At 66.8% G+C, this 19,800-nt stretch carries 18 protein-coding genes; 5 read left to right on the top strand and 13 right to left on the bottom strand.

The window, feature by feature from the left end:
• Nucleotides 1-2: 2 nt before the first annotated feature.
• Complete coding sequence (locus BM337_RS03300) at nucleotides 3-1,466, bottom strand: sulfatase (protein WP_089813869.1); 1,464 nt, start codon at nucleotides 1,464-1,466, stop codon at nucleotides 3-5.
• A gap of 330 nt (nucleotides 1,467-1,796) precedes the next feature.
• Between BM337_RS03300 and BM337_RS03295 the strand changes: the two genes are divergently transcribed.
• Complete coding sequence (locus tag BM337_RS03295) at nucleotides 1,797-4,001, top strand: alkaline phosphatase D family protein (protein WP_245778592.1); 2,205 nt, start codon at nucleotides 1,797-1,799, stop codon at nucleotides 3,999-4,001.
• 61 nt (nucleotides 4,002-4,062) lie between these two features.
• Here the strand turns inward: BM337_RS03295 and BM337_RS03290 are convergent, their stop codons facing one another.
• The 10 genes from BM337_RS03290 to ahaH all read right to left on the bottom strand — a co-directional run bounded on the left by BM337_RS03290 (nucleotide 4,063) and on the right by ahaH (nucleotide 13,849).
• Nucleotides 4,063-4,758: a V-type ATP synthase subunit D gene (locus BM337_RS03290; protein ID WP_089813867.1), complete on the bottom strand. Its 696-nt coding sequence runs from the start codon at nucleotides 4,756-4,758 to the stop codon at nucleotides 4,063-4,065.
• A gap of 255 nt (nucleotides 4,759-5,013) precedes the next feature.
• Nucleotides 5,014-5,514, bottom strand: a complete 501-nt coding sequence (locus BM337_RS03285; protein ID WP_089813865.1) for a YciE/YciF ferroxidase family protein — start codon at nucleotides 5,512-5,514, stop codon at nucleotides 5,014-5,016.
• Nucleotides 5,515-5,636: 122 nt separating this feature from the next.
• The gene (locus BM337_RS03280) at nucleotides 5,637-7,052 is read right to left on the bottom strand and encodes an ATP synthase subunit B (protein ID WP_089813863.1); all 1,416 of its coding nucleotides are present in this window, start codon (nucleotides 7,050-7,052) and stop codon (nucleotides 5,637-5,639) included.
• Nucleotides 7,053-7,054: 2 nt separating this feature from the next.
• The gene (locus BM337_RS03275) at nucleotides 7,055-8,815 is read right to left on the bottom strand and encodes an ATP synthase subunit A (protein WP_089813861.1); all 1,761 of its coding nucleotides are present in this window, start codon (nucleotides 8,813-8,815) and stop codon (nucleotides 7,055-7,057) included.
• A 1-nt stretch (nucleotide 8,816) separates the two neighbouring features.
• On the bottom strand, nucleotides 8,817-9,140 hold the full coding sequence (locus BM337_RS03270) for a V-type ATP synthase subunit F (protein ID WP_089813859.1): 324 nt from the start codon (nucleotides 9,138-9,140) through the stop codon (nucleotides 8,817-8,819).
• Nucleotides 9,137-10,210, bottom strand: coding sequence for a V-type ATP synthase subunit C (locus BM337_RS03265; RefSeq protein WP_089813857.1), 1,074 nt, complete (start codon nucleotides 10,208-10,210; stop codon nucleotides 9,137-9,139). Before BM337_RS03265 ends, BM337_RS03270 begins: the two co-directional genes overlap by 4 nt.
• Nucleotides 10,207-10,788, bottom strand: coding sequence for a V-type ATP synthase subunit E (locus BM337_RS03260; RefSeq protein ID WP_089813855.1), 582 nt, complete (start codon nucleotides 10,786-10,788; stop codon nucleotides 10,207-10,209). The genes BM337_RS03265 and BM337_RS03260 overlap by 4 nt, the downstream gene beginning before the upstream one ends.
• Nucleotides 10,789-10,807: 19 nt before the next feature.
• Nucleotides 10,808-11,077, bottom strand: coding sequence for a hypothetical protein (locus tag BM337_RS03255; protein WP_089813853.1), 270 nt, complete (start codon nucleotides 11,075-11,077; stop codon nucleotides 10,808-10,810).
• A gap of 200 nt (nucleotides 11,078-11,277) precedes the next feature.
• Nucleotides 11,278-13,530: a V-type ATP synthase subunit I gene (locus BM337_RS03250; RefSeq protein WP_089813852.1), complete on the bottom strand. Its 2,253-nt coding sequence runs from the start codon at nucleotides 13,528-13,530 to the stop codon at nucleotides 11,278-11,280.
• Nucleotides 13,517-13,849, bottom strand: coding sequence for an ATP synthase archaeal subunit H (gene ahaH / locus BM337_RS03245; RefSeq protein ID WP_089813850.1), 333 nt, complete (start codon nucleotides 13,847-13,849; stop codon nucleotides 13,517-13,519). The genes BM337_RS03250 and ahaH overlap by 14 nt, the downstream gene beginning before the upstream one ends.
• A gap of 361 nt (nucleotides 13,850-14,210) precedes the next feature.
• On the opposite strand from ahaH, the gene BM337_RS03240 reads away from it, so the two are divergent.
• Nucleotides 14,211-14,834 (top strand): methyltransferase domain-containing protein, encoded by a 624-nt coding sequence (locus BM337_RS03240; protein WP_089813848.1) that lies wholly within the window; start codon nucleotides 14,211-14,213, stop codon nucleotides 14,832-14,834.
• On the opposite strand, the gene BM337_RS03235 is transcribed toward BM337_RS03240, so the two are convergent.
• Nucleotides 14,831-15,292, bottom strand: coding sequence for a type IV pilin domain-containing protein (locus tag BM337_RS03235; protein WP_089813846.1), 462 nt, complete (start codon nucleotides 15,290-15,292; stop codon nucleotides 14,831-14,833). The two genes, BM337_RS03240 and BM337_RS03235, sit on opposite strands and share 4 nt — an antisense overlap.
• A gap of 39 nt (nucleotides 15,293-15,331) precedes the next feature.
• On the bottom strand, nucleotides 15,332-16,552 hold the full coding sequence (locus tag BM337_RS03230) for a DUF7094 domain-containing protein (protein ID WP_089813845.1): 1,221 nt from the start codon (nucleotides 16,550-16,552) through the stop codon (nucleotides 15,332-15,334).
• Nucleotides 16,553-16,708: 156 nt separating this feature from the next.
• Here BM337_RS03230 and BM337_RS03225 point away from each other — a divergent pair, with 156 nt between their 5' ends.
• The 3 genes from BM337_RS03225 (at nucleotide 16,709) to BM337_RS03215 (ending at nucleotide 19,718) form a co-directional block, all read left to right on the top strand.
• Entirely contained in the window at nucleotides 16,709-17,878 is a 1,170-nt protein-coding gene (locus BM337_RS03225; RefSeq protein ID WP_089813844.1) for a helix-turn-helix transcriptional regulator, read from the top strand.
• Nucleotides 17,879-17,976: 98 nt separating this feature from the next.
• The gene (locus tag BM337_RS03220) at nucleotides 17,977-18,768 is read left to right on the top strand and encodes an electron transfer flavoprotein subunit beta/FixA family protein (RefSeq protein ID WP_089813843.1); all 792 of its coding nucleotides are present in this window, start codon (nucleotides 17,977-17,979) and stop codon (nucleotides 18,766-18,768) included.
• A complete protein-coding gene (locus BM337_RS03215) occupies nucleotides 18,765-19,718 on the top strand; it encodes an electron transfer flavoprotein subunit alpha/FixB family protein (RefSeq protein WP_089813841.1) in 954 nt (317 codons plus the stop codon). The genes BM337_RS03220 and BM337_RS03215 overlap by 4 nt, the downstream gene beginning before the upstream one ends.
• Nucleotides 19,719-19,800 lie beyond the last annotated feature (82 nt).

Genomic DNA, 19,800 nt, shown 5'->3' with positions numbered 1-19,800 from the left:
AGTCACTGCAGGTAGCCGAGCCGTTCGAGTTGCGCCTTCCGGCGACCGTCGATCGTGACGGCGTCGTCGACGTTCGCGTGTTCGAACGAGTCCAGCCACTCGTCGAGCGTCTCTCCAAGGTCCGCCGCGGTCCTGGGATTCGACGCCGCGACGTCGGTCGTCTCACCCGGGTCCGACCGCAGGTCGTACAGCGACCGCGACCCGTCGGACCCGCGGACGAACGCGTGCGATCTCGTCCGGATCGCACGGAGCGACCGGTCGTGTTTCTCGACGTGGGCAGGCAGGTCGCCGACGTGGTGTTCGAGCGCCGCCATCGACGGCTGGGGAGCCATGTACTCGCTGACGACGAACTCCCGGCTGCGCGCGTGCGTCGCCGGGTGGAACGAGCGCCCCTGGAACGTCGCCCGCGCGTCGTCGGCCCGGACCCCGGCCGCGTCGAGGAGCGTCGGCGCCAGGTCCACCAGGCTCACCAGTTCGGTCAGGTCGCCGTAGCCCGTGAACGCGCCGCCGTGGACGACGAGGGGCACGTGGACCAGCGTGTCGTACAGACAGTACTGGTGGTCCATCAGGCCGTGGTCGCCGACGTTCTCGCCGTGGTCCGCCGTGACGACGAACACCGTGTCCTCCCACTCTCCTGCCTCGCGGAGCGCCTCCCGGATGGCGGCGATCTGTTCGTCGACGGCGGCGATTTCGGCGCGGTAGAGCCCCCGGAGGGCACGCAACTCCCGGTCGCTGAGAGTGACGTTCCCGGCGAGGTACTCCCAGGGCTCCTGTGGGACCGCCATCGCCTCGTCGTAGGTGACGTCCGCCGGCAGGTGCTCCTCGGCGAGTCGCCGTGGCGGCCGGTACTCGAGGTGAGGTTCGATGTAGTTGGCCAGCAGGAAGAACGGCTGGTCACCGGAGCGCCCCTCGAGCCAGTTCTCGATCCACCGCGTCGATCTGGCGGCGCCGTCGTCGTTCCGGTCACGGTTCCGGACGAGAGACTGGTAAAGCGCGTTGACACCGTTGACCAGCGGGCTCCCCTCGAACAGTTCGCGGGCGACGGCGTCGACCCTGCTACCCTCGGTGACCTGCACGATTTCGCCCAGGCTCGTGTCCGACTGGAGGAGCTGCCACATCTGGCGGAACTCGTCGAACCCCCGGTCGAAGCCCGAGGCCGAACTCAGCCACGTGTTGTTCGAGACGCAGACCGTCTCGTAGCCAGCGTCGCCGAGAAGCGCCGGGAGCGTCGGAAGTGACTCGTCCAGCCGTTCGTGACCGGTGTAGGCGCCGTGTTTCGACGGATAGGAGCCAGTGAGCATCGACGCGTGGGCGGGGAGCGTCCACGGCGCCGTCGAGAACGCCCGCGTGGCCCTGGTCCCCGCCTCGGCGAGTTCGGCGAGCGTCGGCGCCACGGCCGAGTCGGAGGCGTCGTCTCTCCGGGTCGTGTCCGTCACCAGCAGAACGACGTTCGGCTTCCCAGCCATTTGACACTCGTTGGGGCCTCGCGGGTAAATTCATTCGGCGCTTACTCGGGCTATCCACAGCTTACCGAAATCGCCAGACGCGGCCGTCGCCACTGCGTGCGTCTCCGTCGAAAGACAGTGGCGAGGAACCAGACCGGAGCGACGTCCCGTGACTGGCCGTCTCTGTAGTCCTCACCATCACTCGGCACTGACCCCCGGAGCGGCGAGAGGGAACGCAACCACAATACGACACCTTACGCTCGCGAGTCGGTGACGAGATCTCTTCCAGCTACGTCCACTTACGTATCAATATTATAAAATTTAACTGCCGATCTGCGCGCGCCAAACGGTATGGATCCACAAGATCCACCCGAACACGACCCGACGGGACAGAACCGACGACAGTTCATGCGACGCACCGGCGCCGCCTCCATCGCAGCCGCCGTGGGCGTCTCCGGTCAGGCGACGGCGATGACCGACGACGGCGAGTTCGAGACAGATCCGTACTCGCTGGGTGTCGCGTCCGGCGATCCGCTCCCGACGGCAGTGGTCATCTGGACGCGGCTCGCACCGGACCCGCGGACGGCCGACAGCGCGATGCCCGACGAGGCGGTGGACGTGACGTGGACGGTCGCGACCGACGAGTCGATGGACGACGTCGTCCAGAGCGGCACCGCGACGGCCGAGCCGTCCTCGGCGCACACGGTCCACGTCGACGTCCGCGACCTGGATCCGAACACGGAGTACTACTACCAGTTCGAGGCCGGCGGGAAGGCCAGCCCGGTCGGTCGAACGAAGACCGCACCGTCACCCGACGCCAGTCCCGAGGAACTCAGCTTCGCGTTCGCCTCCTGCCAGCGCTGGGTCGACGGCTACTACACGGCCTACGAACACATGGCCGAGGAGGAACTCGACCTCGTCGTCCACCTCGGCGACTACATCTACGAGTACGGCATCGGGGCCAACGGCGGGGCCCGCGACGAGTCGGTCCCGACCCAGTACCGGGAAGAGATCACCACGCTCGACGACTACCGCCTGCGCTACGGGCTCTACAAGTCCGACCCGGACCTGAAGGACGCCCACGCCAGCGCGCCGTGGCTGGTCACCCGCGACGACCACGAGGTCGACAACAACTGGGCCGGCGACGTCCCGGAGGACGACCAGTCCACCGAGACGTTCCTCCAGCGCCGGGCGGCGGCGCTCCAGGCCTACTACGAACACATGCCGTTCCGGATGGCCCAGAAGCCCGACGGGCCCGACCAGAAGCTCTACCGGAACTTCTCGTTCGGTGACCTCGTCGAGTTCAACGTCCTCGACACACGCCACTACCGCGACGACCAGGCCTGCGGCGACGTCGGCGCCGCCGTCGACTGCGACGAACGGTTCGAACGCCAGATCCTCGGCGACGCCCAGCGCGAGTGGCTGCTCGACAACCTCGAGAACTCGACGGCCACGTGGGACGTCCTGGCCAACCAACTCCCCATCGCCCGGGTCGACCGCGTCGCGGGCGAGGAGGAGGGGTACCGGACCGACCAGTGGGACGGCTACGTGCCGAGCCAGGAGGCCGTCTTCGGCGCCTTCGAGGAGCACGTCGACAACCCCGTCGTCGTCACGGGCGACGTCCACTCGCACTGGGCCAACGAAATCCGCAGCTTCGACGACCCCGCCAGGCCCATCGGCACCGAGTTCGTCGGCACCTCCATCGCCTCGAACGGCGACGGGAGCGAGACGACCGAGTTCGGACAGATGGTGATAGCAGAGAACGACAACGTCGTCTACCACAGCGCCAAACGGGGCTACGTCAGCTGTACGATCACGCCCGACCAGTGGCAGACCGACTACAGGGTCGTCGACTACGTCACCGAACGCGGCGCACCGATCCGGACCGACGCCCGGTTCGTCGTCGACGAGGGCCAGCCCGGCCTCGAGGGTCAGACGACCGTCGCGCCGACCCCGACCGCGATGGCCAACGGGGAGTCGGCCACCACCCACGTCGTCGCCCGGTGGCTACCCGACGGACTGGCCGGCGGGAAGGTCACCGTCTCCGCCGCGGACCCGGGCGTCGCCACGATCGACGACGTGACGGTCGCGGACGCGTTCGGCGCCCAGACCGTCACCGTCGCCGACGACGGGAGCGAGGCGACGTTCCGGTTCGTCGACCTCGAGGACGAGATCCAGACGATCGGTTCCGAGGGCGAGGTCACCCTCGCCGCCGTGACGCTGTCGGGTACCGGGGCCGGCGGGACCGACCTCGACGTCGCCGTCGACCGGCTGAGCGACGACGACGGTACCGACGTCCCCACCGCCGCCGAGTCCGGGCCCGTCTACGTCGGCCCGCCCAAAGTCGGCGGCAGCACCTCGCCGACCGACCCCGACGACGACGGCCTGTACGAGGACGTCAACGGGAACGGGCGGGTGGACTACGACGACGTGGTCACGTTCTTCGAAGAGCTGGAGTCCGACCCCATCGCCAGCTACCCGAACGCCTACGACTTCAACCAGAACGGTGATATCGACTACGACGACGTCGTCGCGCTCTACCGGGAGATGAACTGAGAGAGACGAAGCGTCGGCGGCGCGGTCGCCGCCGCGTCGAAATAGTGGAGAACGGAGGGGCTCAGTCGTCGTCGGCCGCGACGGTCGCCAGTTCCTCTTCTGCGGCTTCTTCCTCGCGTTCGGCCTTCTCCTCCTCCTCTTTCTTGGCCTTGATCTTCTTCATGCGGAAGATCTCCTCGCGCTCTTGCTCTTCGAGCTTCTGCTCGATGTACTCCTGGTTGTCGTAGAGGTCCGGCAGGAGCTTGAACTCCAGGGCGTTGACGCGGCGCTTGGTGGTCTCGATCTCTTCGAGCATCTTCTTCATCGCCGTCTCGACTTCCGCGGCGAGGATGATGTTCTCGATGAGTCGTTCGTAGGAGTCGGCCGCCTCGTCGATCCGGGCGGAGGTGCCCATCACGCCGTACCCACGCTCGTCCAGGGACTTGCGGACCTTCGAGGACTCGATCTGTGGGACGACGACGCCCATGATGTTCTTCGACTGGGTCGTGATCTCCGGGTGTTCCTTGAGCGCCGCGGCCGCGCCCCGCACCGCGACGTCGCCCTCCATCGCGCGGGCCATGTTGATGGCACGCTGGGCACGCTCGTAGGAGTTGTCGAGGTCCGAGCGGACGTCCTGGGCCTGGTCCAGGATGTCCATGAACTCCATGATGAGCCCGTCGCGTTTCTTTTCGAGGGTGTCGTGGCCACGCTCGGAGAGCTCGATGCGGTCCTCGATCTGCATCAGCTCCTTGCGCGTGGGTTTGACGTCCTTTGCCATTACTGGGGGCTTACGGACCGAGGCAGTTAATCGTTTTCAGTTGTTCGCGGCGGTCTCGGCCGTTCTCCTCAGGCGGACGGGGCAGCTGGCACAGACGTGGCTCGAAGCAGGTCGCGCCGGCGGCGAAAAAGAGCCGGAATCGGACGGGATCCGGACTCACGGAGCGCGATTCCGGGGTGAACGTACGGCTCACGGCTCACTCCGTTCGCCGTTCGCCCGCAAGCCGGCCCCTCCCGGTAGTCGGCGCCGGCCCGACTAGACCGCCACGATCTGCTGGTAGTCGAACTCCTCGGCCATGCGCTGGAGGTCCCGCAGCGCCGACTGCTCGTCCGCCAGGTTCGCCTCGATGGCCTCGATAATCTCCCGGTCCATGTCGGCCTCCTGGGCCCACTGGAGCATGTTCTCGTAGGCGGTGATCTCGTAGCGTTCGGTCTTCTGGGCGGCGCCGATGGCGTAGCGGTTGGCGACCTGCTCGGCCGGCTCTTTCTCCTCGAAGAACTCCTCGGTCTCCTCGATCATCCCCTGGATGCCCTCACACTCCTCGCGTTCGGGTTCCTCACCGAGGGCCTGGAACGCCTGCTCGAGGTTCCGGATGTGTTGTTCCGTCTCCTCCCTGTGTTCCTCGAAGGCCTGCTGGGCTTCCTCCTGCGTCGTCTGCTGGCTCAGTTCGTCGAGCGCGCCCAGCAGGCGGTGTTCGGTGTCGTAGACGTCTTTCAGCTCGATCAGGAACAGGTCTTCGAGTGATTCTGCGGGCATACAGATCGACGGACGGGCGTCCTGCGGGTAGTCGTAGTGCCTGCACTAGCAACCCGGGGACGGCGGCGTGACTGGGGTTGTGCGAGTCGGCAAAACAGAAAACGGAAACCGGGAGCGCGCCGTCAGTCCGCCGCGACTTCTTCGGCTTCCTGTTCCTCGTAGTACTCCTCGATGAGCTCCTCGTCGACACGGTTGAGCTCTTCCTTCGGGAGCATCGAGAGCAGGTCCCAGCCGATGTCCAGCGTCTCGTCGATGGAGAGGTCGGCATCCGACCCCTGGTCGACGAACTCCGCCTCGAAGCGGTCGGCGAAGTCGAGGAAGCGGTTGTCACGCTCCGACAGTGCCTCGCGGCCGACGATGTTCACCAGGTCGCGGAGGTCCTCACCTTCCGCGTAGGCGGCGTACATCTGGTCGGAGACGTCGGCGTGGTCCTCGCGGGTGAGGCCCTCGCCGATCCCGTCGTCCATCAGGCGCGACAGACTCGGCAACACGTTGACGGGGGGCTCGAGCCCCTCGCTGTGCAGGTCACGGTCCATCATGATCTGCCCCTCGGTGATGTACCCCGTCAGGTCGGGGATCGGGTGCGTGTCGTCGTCACCCGGCATCGTGAGGATTGGGATCTGCGTGACAGAGCCCTCGCGGCCCTTGATCCGGCCCGCGCGCTCGTAGAGCTGGGCCAGGTCGGTGTACATGTAACCGGGGTAGCCACGGCGACCCGGGACCTCCTCGCGCGCGGCGCCGATCTCTCGCAGCGCCTCGCAGTAGTTGGTCATGTCCGTCAGGATGACCAGCACGTGGTACCCCTTGTCGAAGGCGAGGTACTCGGCGGTGGTCAGCGCGAGTCGCGGCGTGATCGTCCGCTCGACGGCGGGGTCGTCCGCCAGGTTCGTGAAGACGACGGAGCGTTCCAGCGCACCGGTGCGCTCGAAGTCCGCCATGAACTCGTTTGCCTCCTCCTGGGTGATACCCATGGCGCCGAAGATCACTGCGAACTCGGAGCCTTCGTCGTCCTCACCGCCCGCTTCTTCCTCCGGCACCGTCGCCTGGCGTGCGATCTGCAGCGCCAGGTCGTTGTGCGGCAGGCCGGAAGCCGAGAAGATCGGCAGTTTCTGGCCGCGGACGAGCGTGTTCATGCCGTCGATGGCCGAGACCCCGGTCTGGATGAACTCCTCGGGGTACTCCCGGGAGTAGGGGTTGATGGCCTCGCCGACGATGTCGCGTCGTTCGTCCGGGACGATCTCCGGGCCGCCGTCGATGGGCTGGCCGGAGCCGTCGAGGACCCGCCCGAGCAGGTCCTCGGTGACGGGCATCTTCATCGTCTCGCCGAGGAAGCGAACCGAGGAGTTGCGGTCGATACCCTCGGTCCCCTCGAACACCTGGATGGCGACGTGGTCGCTGGCCGATTCGAGCACCTGGCCGCGGCGCGTCTGGCCGTCGCCGGTCTCGATCTCGACGATCTCGTCGTAGCCGACCGGTTCGTCGGTCTCGACGAACACCAGCGGACCGCTGATTTCGGTGATGGTCTGGTATTCTTTCATCGTTAGTACTTCTCCTGGAGTTCGGACTCGATGTCGTCGACGAGCTCGTCGACGAACTCGTCGTAGTCCTCCTGGACGCCGATGCGGTTGATGCGCGGCGCCGCGTCGATGTCCGTTATCTCCTCCACGGGGACGCCCGCGTCGAGTGCCTCGAAGGCCGCGTCGTTGTACGCGCGGATGGCGCCGAGGATGAGGTAGGTCTTCTCCGGCGGACAGTAGGTGTCGACCGGGTGGAAGCCGTTCTGCTGGAGCCACGCCTCGCGGAGGTAGCGAGCGACCTCGAGGGTCAGCTGCTGGTCCTCCGGCAGCGCGTCCTTGCCGACGAGCTGGACGATCTCCTGCAGTTCCGCCTCCTCGTCGAGCACGTCGATGGCCCACTGGCGCTGCTCTGGCCAGTCGTCCTCGACGTTGTCGACGAACCACGGGTCCAGCTGGTCTCGATAGAGCGAGTACGACTCGTTCCAGTTGATAGCCGGGAAGTGCCGTCGTTCGGCGAGGTCGGCGTCCAGCGCCCAGAACGTCTTGACGATACGCAGCGTGTTCTGGGTGACCGGCTCCGAGAAGTCACCGCCCGGGGGCGAGACCGCGCCGATGACCGACACGGAGCCCTCGGTGCCATTGACGTTCTCGAAGTAGCCGGCCCGCTCGTAGAACTCGGAGAGGCGCGCGGCGAGGTAGGCCGGGTAGCCCTCCTCACCGGGCATCTCTTCGAGGCGCGAGGAAATCTCGCGCATGGCCTCGGCCCACCGCGAGGTGGAGTCGGCCATCAGCGCGACGTCGTAGCCCATGTCACGGAAGTACTCCGCGATGGTGATCCCGGTGTAGACGCAGGATTCACGCGCCGCGACGGGCATGTTCGACGTGTTCGCGATGAGGCAGGTCCGGGCCATCAGCGAGTTGCCGGTGGTCGGGTCCTCGAGCTCCGGGAAGTCCTCGATGACCTCCGTCATCTCGTTGCCGCGCTCGCCGCAGCCGACGTAGACGACGATGTCAGCGTCGGCGTACTTGGCGAGCTGGTGCTGGGTGACCGTCTTCCCGGAGCCGAAGGGGCCCGGAATCGCGGCCGTCCCGCCCTTCGCGATGGGGAACAGGCCGTCGAGGATGCGCTGGCCCGACACGAGCGGCGTGGTCGGGGTCTGCTTCTCCGCGGCCGGGCGCTGCTCGCGCACGGGCCACTCCTGGCGCATCTGAATCTCCTCGCCCGAGTCCAGTTCGACGACCGTCTCCTCGACGGTGAAGTTGCCGGATTCGATCGAGACGACTTCGCCGCCCTCGGAGCCGGGCGGCACCATCACTTTGTGGTCGATACTCGGCGTCTCGGGAACGGTGCCGACGATGTCGCCGGTCTCGACGACGTCGCCTTCCGACACCTCGGGCTCGAACTCCCAGGTCTTCTCCAGGTCGATACCCGGGGCGTCGACGCCACGGTCCAGGTACGGCGACCCCATCTTCTCCTCGAGGACGTCGAGCGGGCGCTGGACGCCGTCGTAGATGGCGTCGAGCATGCCCGGCCCGAGGTCCACGGAGAGGGGCGACCCGGTCCCTTCGACCGGTTCGCCCGGAGCCACGTCGGAGGTCTCCTCGTACACCTGGATGGTGGTGATGTTTCCTTCGATCTCGATGACTTCACCCATCAGCCCTTCGTGACCGACGTACACCACGTCGTTCATCCGGGCGTCGAGGTCGGTCGCGGTGACGACCGGTCCCGAGACGCTCTCGATAACGCCGTCCTCTCGGACGTCAGATTCTGTCGCTTGACTCATGTTAGTCTTCCTCCATCAGGTCGATACCGATCGCTCGCTTGATCTGGTCGCGCAGTCCGCCGCTGCCCGCGCCGCCGCCGAGCGTCACCAGCACCGGTTCGACGCTGGTCTCGGCGTCCTGCCGGACCCCTCGCGAGAGGTGGTCCATGTCGTCGTCGTGCATCACGACGATGCCGACGCCGTCGTCCTCGAGCATCTCCTCGACGGCTGCGTCCATCCGTTCGTCCTTCTCGGCGTCGGGAACGTCGGCGAACTTCCGCACGCCGGCCAGCCGAAAGCCGGTCGTGAACTCCGGGCTCCCGACGACACCGATCTCCTGGCTCATAGTATCACCAGTTCGCGTTCGATCTCGTCCGGTTCGAGTCCCGCCTCGCGACCACGCGCGATGGCGCGAATGTTGTCGACCTCGCGCTCCTTGGCGAGGACGTACGAGAGCACGGGACAGATCGACAGCGGATAGCGGTTAGTCAACTTGTCGGCGTACTCGAGTAGCGCCGCGTCCAGCGCGTGCTCGAACTGGATGAGGTCGTCTGCCTGTTCGAGGTCGTCGAGCGCGTCGTCGATCTCGTCGCCGTAGCGGCTGTCTCGGACCGTCGCGATCAGCTGTTCGCGGTTCGCGACGAGCCCCTCGACGGTCGCCCTGTCGAACAGCTTCCCGCCGTCGATGAAGTACTCCGCCGGGTCGATCTCCGCCCCGCTCCGTGCGAGCCGGAGCGCGTTCCGGAGGTTCCGGAAGTCGATCTCCGCGGTGAGGAACTCCACGTACAGCCCCGTCGGCGAGTCGACCTCCTGTACCTGCGGGAGGCCGCTCAACAGCGGCTCGTAGAACGCGCGGTCGACGGCGTTCTCGAGCGGGACGAGGACGTCGGTCTCCTCGTAGTCCGCGTAGGCCGCCTCGAGCGCGTCACCGAAGACGGTCGGTGCGAGCAGTTCGACGACCGCCTCGATCGTGTCCGCCTGCGCGATGCGGTCGAGCAGGTCTCCCGGTATCTCACCGGCGCGGATGAGGTCGTCCGATATCTCCTCTGCCGTCGCGCCGGAGTAGACCCCGCGGATGACGGTCTTGACGTTCCACACGTCGAACTTGCGCAGGTAGCGGGCGATGAAGTCGTACAGCCGCCCGTCCGACCAGCGCAGCAGGTCCTCGAAGTGCTTGGCGAGGTTCCGGTTGAGCGCGTACTCGATGAGGTCGACGCCGGAGTACCGCGACCCCAGCGCGTTCATCTCCTCGCTGTACTCGGTGTCCTCCATGAAGCGGGCGATCTCGCCCGTCCCCATGCGGACCAGCTTGCGGTAGTCGTCGTCGTCGAACAGCGACGCTCGACGCGACCGGACGCGCGCCGTCACGTACTCGTAGTTTCCGGGACCGCGCCGGTCGTCGACTCCCGTGCTCATTGCTCTTCGAACAATCGCTCGCTGACGTCGCGGAGGTTGTCCTCCCAGACGTCGTCGAGCACCGAGTCGAAGGTGTTGTTCACGCGGATCCGAGAGGCGTCACTCTCGACGACGACCCCGCCGAGGCAGTCGTACTCGCCGGCGTACTCGAAGCCGTCGTAGTCCGCGAGGATCGACTCCAGGAGCTCCTTGTCCTCGGCGCGGCCGAAGACCCGAACCGAGCCGCCGTCGAACTCGTCTGCGGCGTCGTCGAGCAGCTCGCGGGTCAGCGTCTCCCGCTTGTCGCCTTCGAGACCGGCGACGGCCGCCTCGACGTCTTCACGGACCTCCTCGAGGAGGTCACGGCGGGCCTCGAGCCGGCTCTGCTTGGCCTCGAGTTTCGCGCTCGAGAGCGACTGCTCGCGCTCCTGCTCGATCTCGCGTTCGACTTCGGCCGACCGCTCGCTTCGGATCGTTTCGGCCTCGGCTTCGGCGTCCGCGACGATCTCGTCGGCGCGGTCCTCCGCCTCGGCGCGTATTTCCTCCGCACGCGCGCGGGCCTCGTCTCGAATGTCCTCTGCGACTGTGTCTAAACTCATAAATGATGTACGGAAGGAGTTATCCCAGCGTCAGGAACACGACGACCAGTGCCAGGATGACGATGGTCTCCGGCAGGACTGTCAGGATGAGTCCACGGCCGAACATGCTCTCGTCTTCCGCGATAGCACCGACCGCGGCGGCGCCGATACCACGCTCGGCGTAACCGGCCCCGATGGCCGCCAGACCGACCGCGAGGGCGGCGAATGCGAGGGGTGCATTCGGGATCGCCGGAGCGGCGGCACCTTCTGCTTGCAATACAGCGGCCAGGACAGCGCTAATTCCAGTCATGGTTTATGTAATCCGGGTAGCTTTCCGAACAGGCGTATGTGGCCGTAGCGTACTCATAAAGCTTCTCAAAACAGTTGACCGCGGGCCTGATCTGCCGTTTTCGCTCGGCGCTCGGCGTGGTGAACACGGCAGTAACGATGCCCGACCGCGACCCCAGTTCGAGGCCGCGGTCGACCGTCAGCGGTCCGCTCGGGTCGCCCTCAGTCCTCGGTCGTGTACTGGCGGACGTAGCCGAACGGGTCGTAGGCCGTGCCGCCGCCCTCGTAGAATTTGCCGAAGAACTCGACGTACTCGAGGCGGACGGCCTGCAGACCAGCGGACGTGATCCCAAGCACCAGCACGAGCAGGTGGCCGAGGACGAGCAGGATGATGCCGAAGATGCCGCCCACGATCAACATCACGGGGTCGCTGCTGTTGAGGAGCCCCGAGAAGATGACCCAGCTCGGGTCTTCCGGCATCCCGTTGAAGAAGATGAGGTGGAACTCGCCGTTGTGCTGGTACGCACCGAACACCAGCAGGTTCACGGCCAGGGCCATCCCCGCCTTCGCCAGCAGGACGGCCGCGATTCGCGTGTAGGAGACGACGTGGCCGAAACACTGCGTGATCGACTCGATCAGCGCGAGCCCGGGACCCTCCGCGTAGGCGATCATCAGTACGCCCGCGACGAACATGCCGATACCGGCCATCCCGACAGTCGGGGAGAAGCCGGTGAAGCCCAGCGGGAGCGCGGCGCCCTCGCCGCTGCTGAAGACCTCGAACATGAACGGCGGTTTGGCGACGGTCGCCATGGTACTGAACACCCAGAGCCAGAGCCCGACGGTCGCGATGATCCACGAGCCGCTCTCGGTCAGCGCGTCGACGAAGCCGTGCTCGAGGTTCTCGGCGAAGTCGAACGACCAGCCGATCACCATGTGCAGGATGCCGACGACGACGCTCACCAGCAGCCAGGCCTGTGCGTAGTACAGGTAGTGCGGCTGGAGCCCCTTGTGGATCGGCGGGTGGCCGTCCCAGAGGATGCCGCCGAGCTGGTGCAGCCCGAAGAACTCCCCGTAGAGGATACCGAACAGCGCCGTGAAGCCGCCGGCCCAGAGCGCGACGCCACCGAGACTGCGGATCATATCGCTGTCGAAGGACTTCGTCAGCCAGTAGCCGATCCCCATGTAGAGGAGCCCGTATCCGAGGTCCCCGATCATGAACCCGAAGAAGGCCGGGAACGTCAGGAACAGGATGACCGTTGGGTCGAGTTCCGAGTACTTGGGTCGGTTGACGACCTCGACGAGCGACTCGAACGGCCTGACCGGACCGGGGTTGTCCTGGACCGTCGGCGGACCGCCGTGACCCATCCGGACGAGACCACCAGCGCCTGCAGTCGTCGCGCCGGCCGGTCGGCCGCCGTCGGCGACCGCCTCCTGGGAGTCCGAGTCCTCTTCCGCCTGCGGGCGGTCCTCCGCCGGGTGTGCCGACCGTTCGCCGGCCGGCCCTTCGCCACCGGAATCGCCGACTTCTTCGACGGATTCGGCGTGCCCGTGGTCGGTGTAGTCGGCGCGTTCGAGCTCGTCGACGTCGACGGCCTCGCCGGCCGCGGCCTCGACGGCCGAGCGGAACGCACCGAACTCCTCGGTGGGAATCCACCCCTCCGCGATGAACGCGTTCTCCGTCGTCGCGAAGGTCAGCGGTGCTTCGCGCTTCTGGACGTCGATGGCGAGTTGCTCCTCGGCGGCCAGCAGGAAGCCGGCGACCTCGATGCGCTTGTCCTCGAGTTGCTGCTCGACGGTGTCGAGGTTGGCCTCGAGTTCCCGCTCTCGACTGTGAAGCTCGTCGAGATAGGACTCGGGGTCCCGGTCGCTGTCGGGAACGTCGAGTTCCGAGAAGTTCGTGCCGACCAGGACGTCCTGGAGGGTCGCCTCGTCGGTCCGCGCGAACACGGCCATGACCGACTCCTCTGCGAAGACCTCGTACTGGTCGACGTCGCTCGCCGCGAACGTATCGCGGACGTCGTCCGGGTCGCCCTCGCCCACGGCGACGGCGAGCGTGTCGTAGCCCCGGAGCAGGTCCAGGTCGATACCGAGATCGACGAACGGCTCCATCGTGTCGATCTCGTCCTCGACGTCGCGCAGTTCGGCCTCGAGTTCGCCGCGGCGGTCGTCGAGTTCGTTGACGTCCTGGCGAATCTCCTCCAGTTCCCCGTCGATGGCCTCGTCGTCGACGAGCTGGACCGGTCCCGCGTCCTCCTCGGTGACGTCGAGGATGGACTGCAGCGACCGGACGGTGACGAGCTTTTCGGCGGCTTCGTCGGCGCCCTCCACCGGGTCACCGGGCTCGAAGCCCTCCCAGGCACCGTCGTACTCGGTGACGTGCAGCAGGTCGAGGCCGTGGACCGTCTCGATGACGTCGTCCATGACCCGACGTGAGCCCGTCACCGAGACGCGGCTCATCTGCTCAGGTCTGAGCATGTACCGCCTCCTCGAACAGGTCCGTGACGTACTCGACGACCGCCTCGGTCTCGCCGGCGGCCCGGTCCTCGAGTTCCGCACGGGCCTGCTCGCCCTCCTCGAGGATCTGTTCCCGCTCGGCCGCTATCTCCTCGCGAGCGGACTCGAGGCGGTCCTCCGCGGCTGCCTCGGCTTCCTCGCGGGCCTCCTGGCGGATCGCGTCGGCCTCTTCCCGGGCTTCCGCGATGCGTTCCTCGCGGTCGCGCTCGGCCGCTTCGACGATCTCGTCGGCCTCCTGTTCGGCCTCGGTAATCCGATCGAGAACTTCTGGCCGTGGCATTTTCTAATCGGTGTATGGTTGCTCTAGGGGCTATTTGGTAGTTGCGAAGTTGGGTGGGGCTCGAACGAAGTGAGAGGCCCACGAAAAGCGAGCGGGGAGCGACAGCGACCCGCGAGCAGCCTGGTTCTGAGCGGAGCGAAGAACCAGGTTATAGCGAACGGCGACCGGAGGGAGCCGTGAGAAGCTTGGTCGCGAACGGAGCGAAGAACCAGGTTATAGCGAGCGGGGAACGAAGTGACCCGCGAGCAGCCCGAAGCTCGAACGGAGTGAGCGGAGCTGAGAATGAGGCTGTCGAAGCCCGACAGCCCCCAGACCGAAATCCCCGGAGTTAATGCCCGACCCCTCGAAATCGCCCGTAGCAATGGGAGTGCTCGAAGACAAGTCTCGCGCGCGCACGTTCTACAAATATCTCTCGAAGGTGTACGACCGGGTGAACCCGTTCATCTGGAACGAGGAGATGCGCGACGAGGCCATCGGGCTGCTGGGGCTGGAGCCGGACGACGACGTCCTCGACGTGGGGTGTGGCACCGGTTTCGCCACAGAGGGGTTACTCGAACACGTCGACCAGGTCCACGGCCTCGACCAGAGTGAACACCAGCTGGAACGGGCCGTCGGCAAGTTCGGGACGGACGGGCCGGTGGAGTTCTGCCGCGGCGACGCCGAGCGCCTCCCCTTCGACGACGACTCCTTCGACGTCGTCTGGTCCTCGGGCTCCATCGAGTACTGGCCCAACCCCGTCGTCGCGCTGCGGGAGTGCCGGCGCGTGACGCGGCCGGGCGGCCAGGTGCTGATCGTCGGCCCCGACTACCCCAACCAGACGGTGTTCCAGAAGCTCGCCGACGCCATCATGCTGTTCTACGACGAGGAGGAGGCCGACCGGATGTTCCACGAGGCGGGCTTCGACAGCTGGCGCCACCACATCCAGCAGTCTCGACCAGGGAGCCCGCGGGCGATTACGACGCACGCGCAGGTTCCCGAGAACTAACCGGCCCGCGACCGCACGACAACGATAGTCTGCTTCTCCCGCGCGATCCGAGCAGTCACCTGGTCGCCCTCGTCGATCGCCGGTGAGTTCGTCGAGGCGAGCCTGAATCCGGCGGTCTCGCCGGCGCGCCAGCGCGTGTCGCCACCGCTGTTGAACGGTCCCGTCGGACCACTCACGAAGCCCGTCGCTGCGAAGAAGGGGACCGGCGGTTGCTCGGCGAGCGGCGTCCCCTCGACCGTGACCGAGAGGGAGAGGCGACTGACGTTTAGCGTCTCGCCGCCGCGGTGCGTGAAGCGGAAGCGGTCGGTATCGGCGTCGACCGACAGCGACACCGCGGCGCTGGTGGGTTCGTCGGGTGTTTCGAGCAGGAGCGCCGCCGTCCCGACGGCAGAGGCAGCCAGCACAGTAATCGCTAGGAGGAGAGCGACCCCGACGACGGGCGCCACGGCGCGGCCCATGGCGGCGCTGGCGCCCTCATCGTATATGAATGCCCGCCCTCAGTCGGGGAGGTAGACGCTCACGGTTTCGTTGTCCTCGGTAGTAGCGGTGATCCGGTCGGGTCCACGGGGTTCGACGAGCCAGAGACTCCCGTCGGATCCGGTGTGGCCGACCGGTTCGCCGTTGACCGTGACCGTCGCGTTCGCCGGGACGGATGTCTCGTTGTGTGAGAGGTCGACGTGGAGTGGGCCGCTCTCGTAGGTCTTGTTCACGCGCATGTCGAGCGAGTCGTTGTGGGCGGTTATCGTGTTGCTGACCGGCATGGCCGAGAGTTTGTGGCGCTGGGACTCGCGGAACACGTTCGTCGTGCCGCCGTCGATGTACGCGGTCAGTTCACCGTCGGTAAAGTCCGCCGTGAACCGGTAGATGCCGGTCCGTCCTAGTCCCTGGATGGCGGGGGAGAGCGAGTGGTTCGTGACCCACGGGTACAGTTCGTAGCCGCGGAGCCGGGCGGCGTTGCCGCGGGGCACGTCGGCTTCGGTGAAGGCGTCCGTCGCGTTCTCGTCTCGCTCGGCTCCGAGGTACGTCTCGCGCACGTAGGAGTCGTCGGTGACGTAGGCCAGCGTGTACCCCTCACCGGAGGTTTCGGCGTAGATCATCTGGCCGGGCGTCTCCCCGCTCGCGGCCCGGCTGACGTGTTCGCTCGCCGGTCCCTGGAGTACCTCGAGTTCGCCACCGATATCCGCCAGTCTGACGCGCATTCTCGCCGAGGGGGAGTAGTTGTCGTCGGCGCGAGCGACGGTGTCGACGTGCTGGATCGTCGTCCGTAGCTTTGCGGCCGCCCGGTGGATCCGGGCCCGTTCGCGGGTGAACTCGGCCGCGGTCATCGATCCGTTGGCGTACGCGGACACGGCGGCCCTGTCACGGCGTTCGAGGGCCTGCTGGCGGCGTTCCACGCTATCGGCGGCGTTCCGTATCGCAGCAGTCTTCTCGGTATCGTTCGCCGCCGATTCGAACGATCGCTCGAAGGAGATTCTGATGAACTCGCTCTGCATCCCGGTCGTGTCGCCGTCGATAGCGGTCGCGAGTGAGAGACCGTCGACGGTCGTTCCCGTCGTCGTAACTTCGTTCGCCGGGACGGTGAGGTAGTTCGACGTGTTGTCCATCGACACGATCAGCGGACTGGCTTGGGCGGCGTCGTCGGCGCCGGCACCCAGTGGTGCGAAGGCGCCGCCGACGAGGAGGAGGAGGGAGACCAGTAGGACGGAACTTCGACGCATTTGCGAGTGGTTACAGGACGTATCACCAAAAACCCACCTCTTTGTCTACCCCGAGCGGACACCCGAGAGGAGTGAAGACGTTTTAAAACGGCCGCTGACGTTTTATTTGCGGATGGAAAGGGTTTTCCTCCCGGGCACTGGAATCTCCACAGAGAGATGTCCGCCCGGTTCCGTCCCGCCCTCCTCGCCCTCCTCGCGCTCACGGTGGCCGTCGCGCCGCTGGCGGCCGCCGGGGCGTCCCTCCCGTCAGCGACTGGATCCGCCACCGCGACCCAGACGACGGCGACGCCCACGGAGCCGATGCCCCCGGAGACGACCCAGATCGAGATCCGGCTGCAAGCGAACGGTGACGCCGACTGGACGATACGGACGCGCCTCGACGCCACGACCGAGGAAGAGAACGCGACGTTCCGCGACCTGGCGAACCAGTACGAGAGCGGGCAGAAGACCCCGCCGTGGCTCGATACAGTTCGCGCCGCTGCCGCTGCGTCGTCCCAGGCGAGCGGCCGCCAGATGAACGTCACCGACGAACGGTTCACCAGCGACGTCAACAGCTCCACGTTCACTCTTCGCTTCACCTGGACCAACTTCGCGCGCGAGGAAGGTGACCACATGGTCGTCGACGACGCGTTCAACACGACACGGGGCACCTGGCTCGACGGGCTGACCGAGAGCCAGGAACTGGCGATACAGCTACCAGAGGGATACGGGCTCCACAACGCGCCCGACGGCGCCCAGTTCTCTTACGAAGACACGACCAGTCTCCACTGGTACGGGCCGGAACAGTTCGACCCCGGATACATGGAAATCGTCTTCAGCGGAGACGCCTCGCCGGACGGTCCGGGCCCAGAAGGCCCCGAAGCATTCCTCCTGGAAGGGCTCTTCCTCGTCAGTCTCTGCATCATCGCCGTCGGCGCGTACGTCTACACGCGACGGAACGGCGAGTTGCCGTCGCCCACGGTCGGGAACGACGGCGGATCCGAACCGCCATCGGCGGGGCCGCCCACGACGGCGCAGTCCACCGACGACGGCGAGGAGACGGCCACGACGGGCACCGTCGAACCGACCACCGAGGAAACCGAACCGGACGACGACGTCGACGAGGAACTGCTCAGCGACGAGGAGCGCGTCGAACGGCTCCTCGAGGCCAACGGCGGCCGGATGAAACAGGCGAGTATCGTCAAGGAGACGGGCTGGTCGAACGCGAAGGTGTCCCAGTTGCTCTCCACGATGGAGGACGACGGGGCGATAAACAAACTCCGCATCGGTCGCGAGAACCTCATCTCCTTCCCGGACGAGGACGTCACCGAATTCGACCAGGACTGAGACCTGCCGCCGGACGTTCGGGACACGACGGCGGGAAACCGATGTCACGTGGGTGAGAGTTCGGAAACGTTTATTCGCCCGCCGGCCCCACGTCTGGTGTGAAAATTCTTGTCACGGTCAAGGAGGTGACCGTCGTCGACGACGAGTTCGAGATCGACGGGCTCTCGATCGACGACCGGTACGTGACCTACGACCTCAACGAGTGGGACGAGTACGCTGTCGAGGAGGCCGTCACCATCGCCGAGGACGTCGACGACGTGGAGGTGGTGACCGTCACCATCGGCCCGGAGCGCGCCGAGGAGACCATCCGGCAGGCGCTGGCCAAGGGCACCGACCGGGCCGTCCGCGTCTGGGACGACCGACTGGCGGAGGCCAGCATGCTGGACCCGGCGACGAAAGCACGCCTGCTCGGTGCCGTCGCCGAGGAGGAAGACCCCGACCTCGTCCTGACCGGCGTGCAGTCGGGCGACGACAGCCTGGGCGCCACCGGCGTCTCGCTGGCCGAACGGCTCGATATGGGGTGGGCAGCGGTCGTCAACCAGCTGGATCTCAGTGCGGACGAGGGTGTGGCGCACGTCCACCGCGAACTCGAGGGCGGCGTCGACGAGATTACCGACGTCGAGCTCCCGGCGGTGTTGACCATCCAGACCGGTATCAACGACCCGCGGTACGCCAGCCTCCGCGGGATTCGCCAGGCCCAGAGCAAGGACCTCGCCGTGAAATCGCTCGACGACCTCGGGCTGGGTCCCGACGCCCTCGAGAGCCCCATCGAACAGACGGCGCTGTACGAACCCGAGACCGAGGGCGAGGCCGCCCTGTTCGAGGGGAGCGCCGAGGAGACGGCCGGTGAACTCGCTGGCCTCCTCCGGGAGAAGGGGGTGGGCCAGTGACGGTCCTCGCCGTCGCGGAACACCGCCGCGGCGAACTCCGGGACGTGAGCGACCAGCTCGTCGCTGCCGGGTACGACCTCGCGGCCGAGACCGACAGCGAGCTCCACGTAGCCGTCGTCGGCGGCGACACGGCGGAGTACGGCGATCGACTGAACCGACCGGGCGTCGACGTCGTCCACACCGTCGAGGCCGGTGCGGAGTTCAACCACGACGTCTCCGTCCAGGCGGTCGAACAGCTGGTCGACGCCGTCGACCCGACCGTCCTCCTCCTGGCCCACACCGTCAACGGGATGGACTACGCCCCCGCCGTGGCGAGCCGGCTCGACCGACCGCTGGTCACCGACGCGGTCGACCTGGCCGTCGGCGACGACCTGACGGTGACGCGCGAACTGTACGGCTCGAAGGTGGAGACGACCGTCGACGTCCACGCCGACCGCGCCGTCGTGACGGTCCGGCCCGGCGAGTGGCCGCCCGCGGACGGGAACGGCGAGGCCAGCATCGAGGCGTTCGACGCGACGATCGACGAGTCACAGGTCCGTTCGACGGTCACCGGGTTCGAGGAGGCCGTCAGCGGCGACGTCGACATCACTGACGCCGACGTCCTGGTCTCGGTCGGCCGCGGCATCGAGGAAGAGGAGAACCTCGACCTCGTCCGCGACCTGGCCGACGCCCTCGGCGCGACGCTCTCGGCGTCCCGACCGATCGTCGACAACGGCTGGCTCCCCGCCGACCGCCAGGTCGGTCAGTCCGGCAAGGTCGTCACGCCGGACGTCTACCTCGCCATCGGCATCTCCGGGGCCGTCCAGCACGTCGCCGGAATGAAGGGCGCCGACACCATCGTCGCCATCAACACCGACCCGAACGCGCCCATCTTCGACATCGCCGACTACGGCATCGTCGACGACCTCTTCGACGTCGTTCCGGCGCTCACCGAGGAGTTCTCCGGGTAAAGCCCGATCCGCGGCCTTCGACCACCCATCGTGGTGCGAGCCAACACCGTGCGAGGGATAGACGATTGCGATCACCGGCCAT

The organism is Halomicrobium zhouii, from assembly GCF_900114435.1.
GTDB classification, from domain to species: Archaea; Halobacteriota; Halobacteria; order Halobacteriales; family Haloarculaceae; genus Halomicrobium; species Halomicrobium zhouii.
The sequence above is the reverse complement of the archived record's forward strand: the minus strand, read 5'-3'. Positions and strand labels throughout refer to the sequence as shown.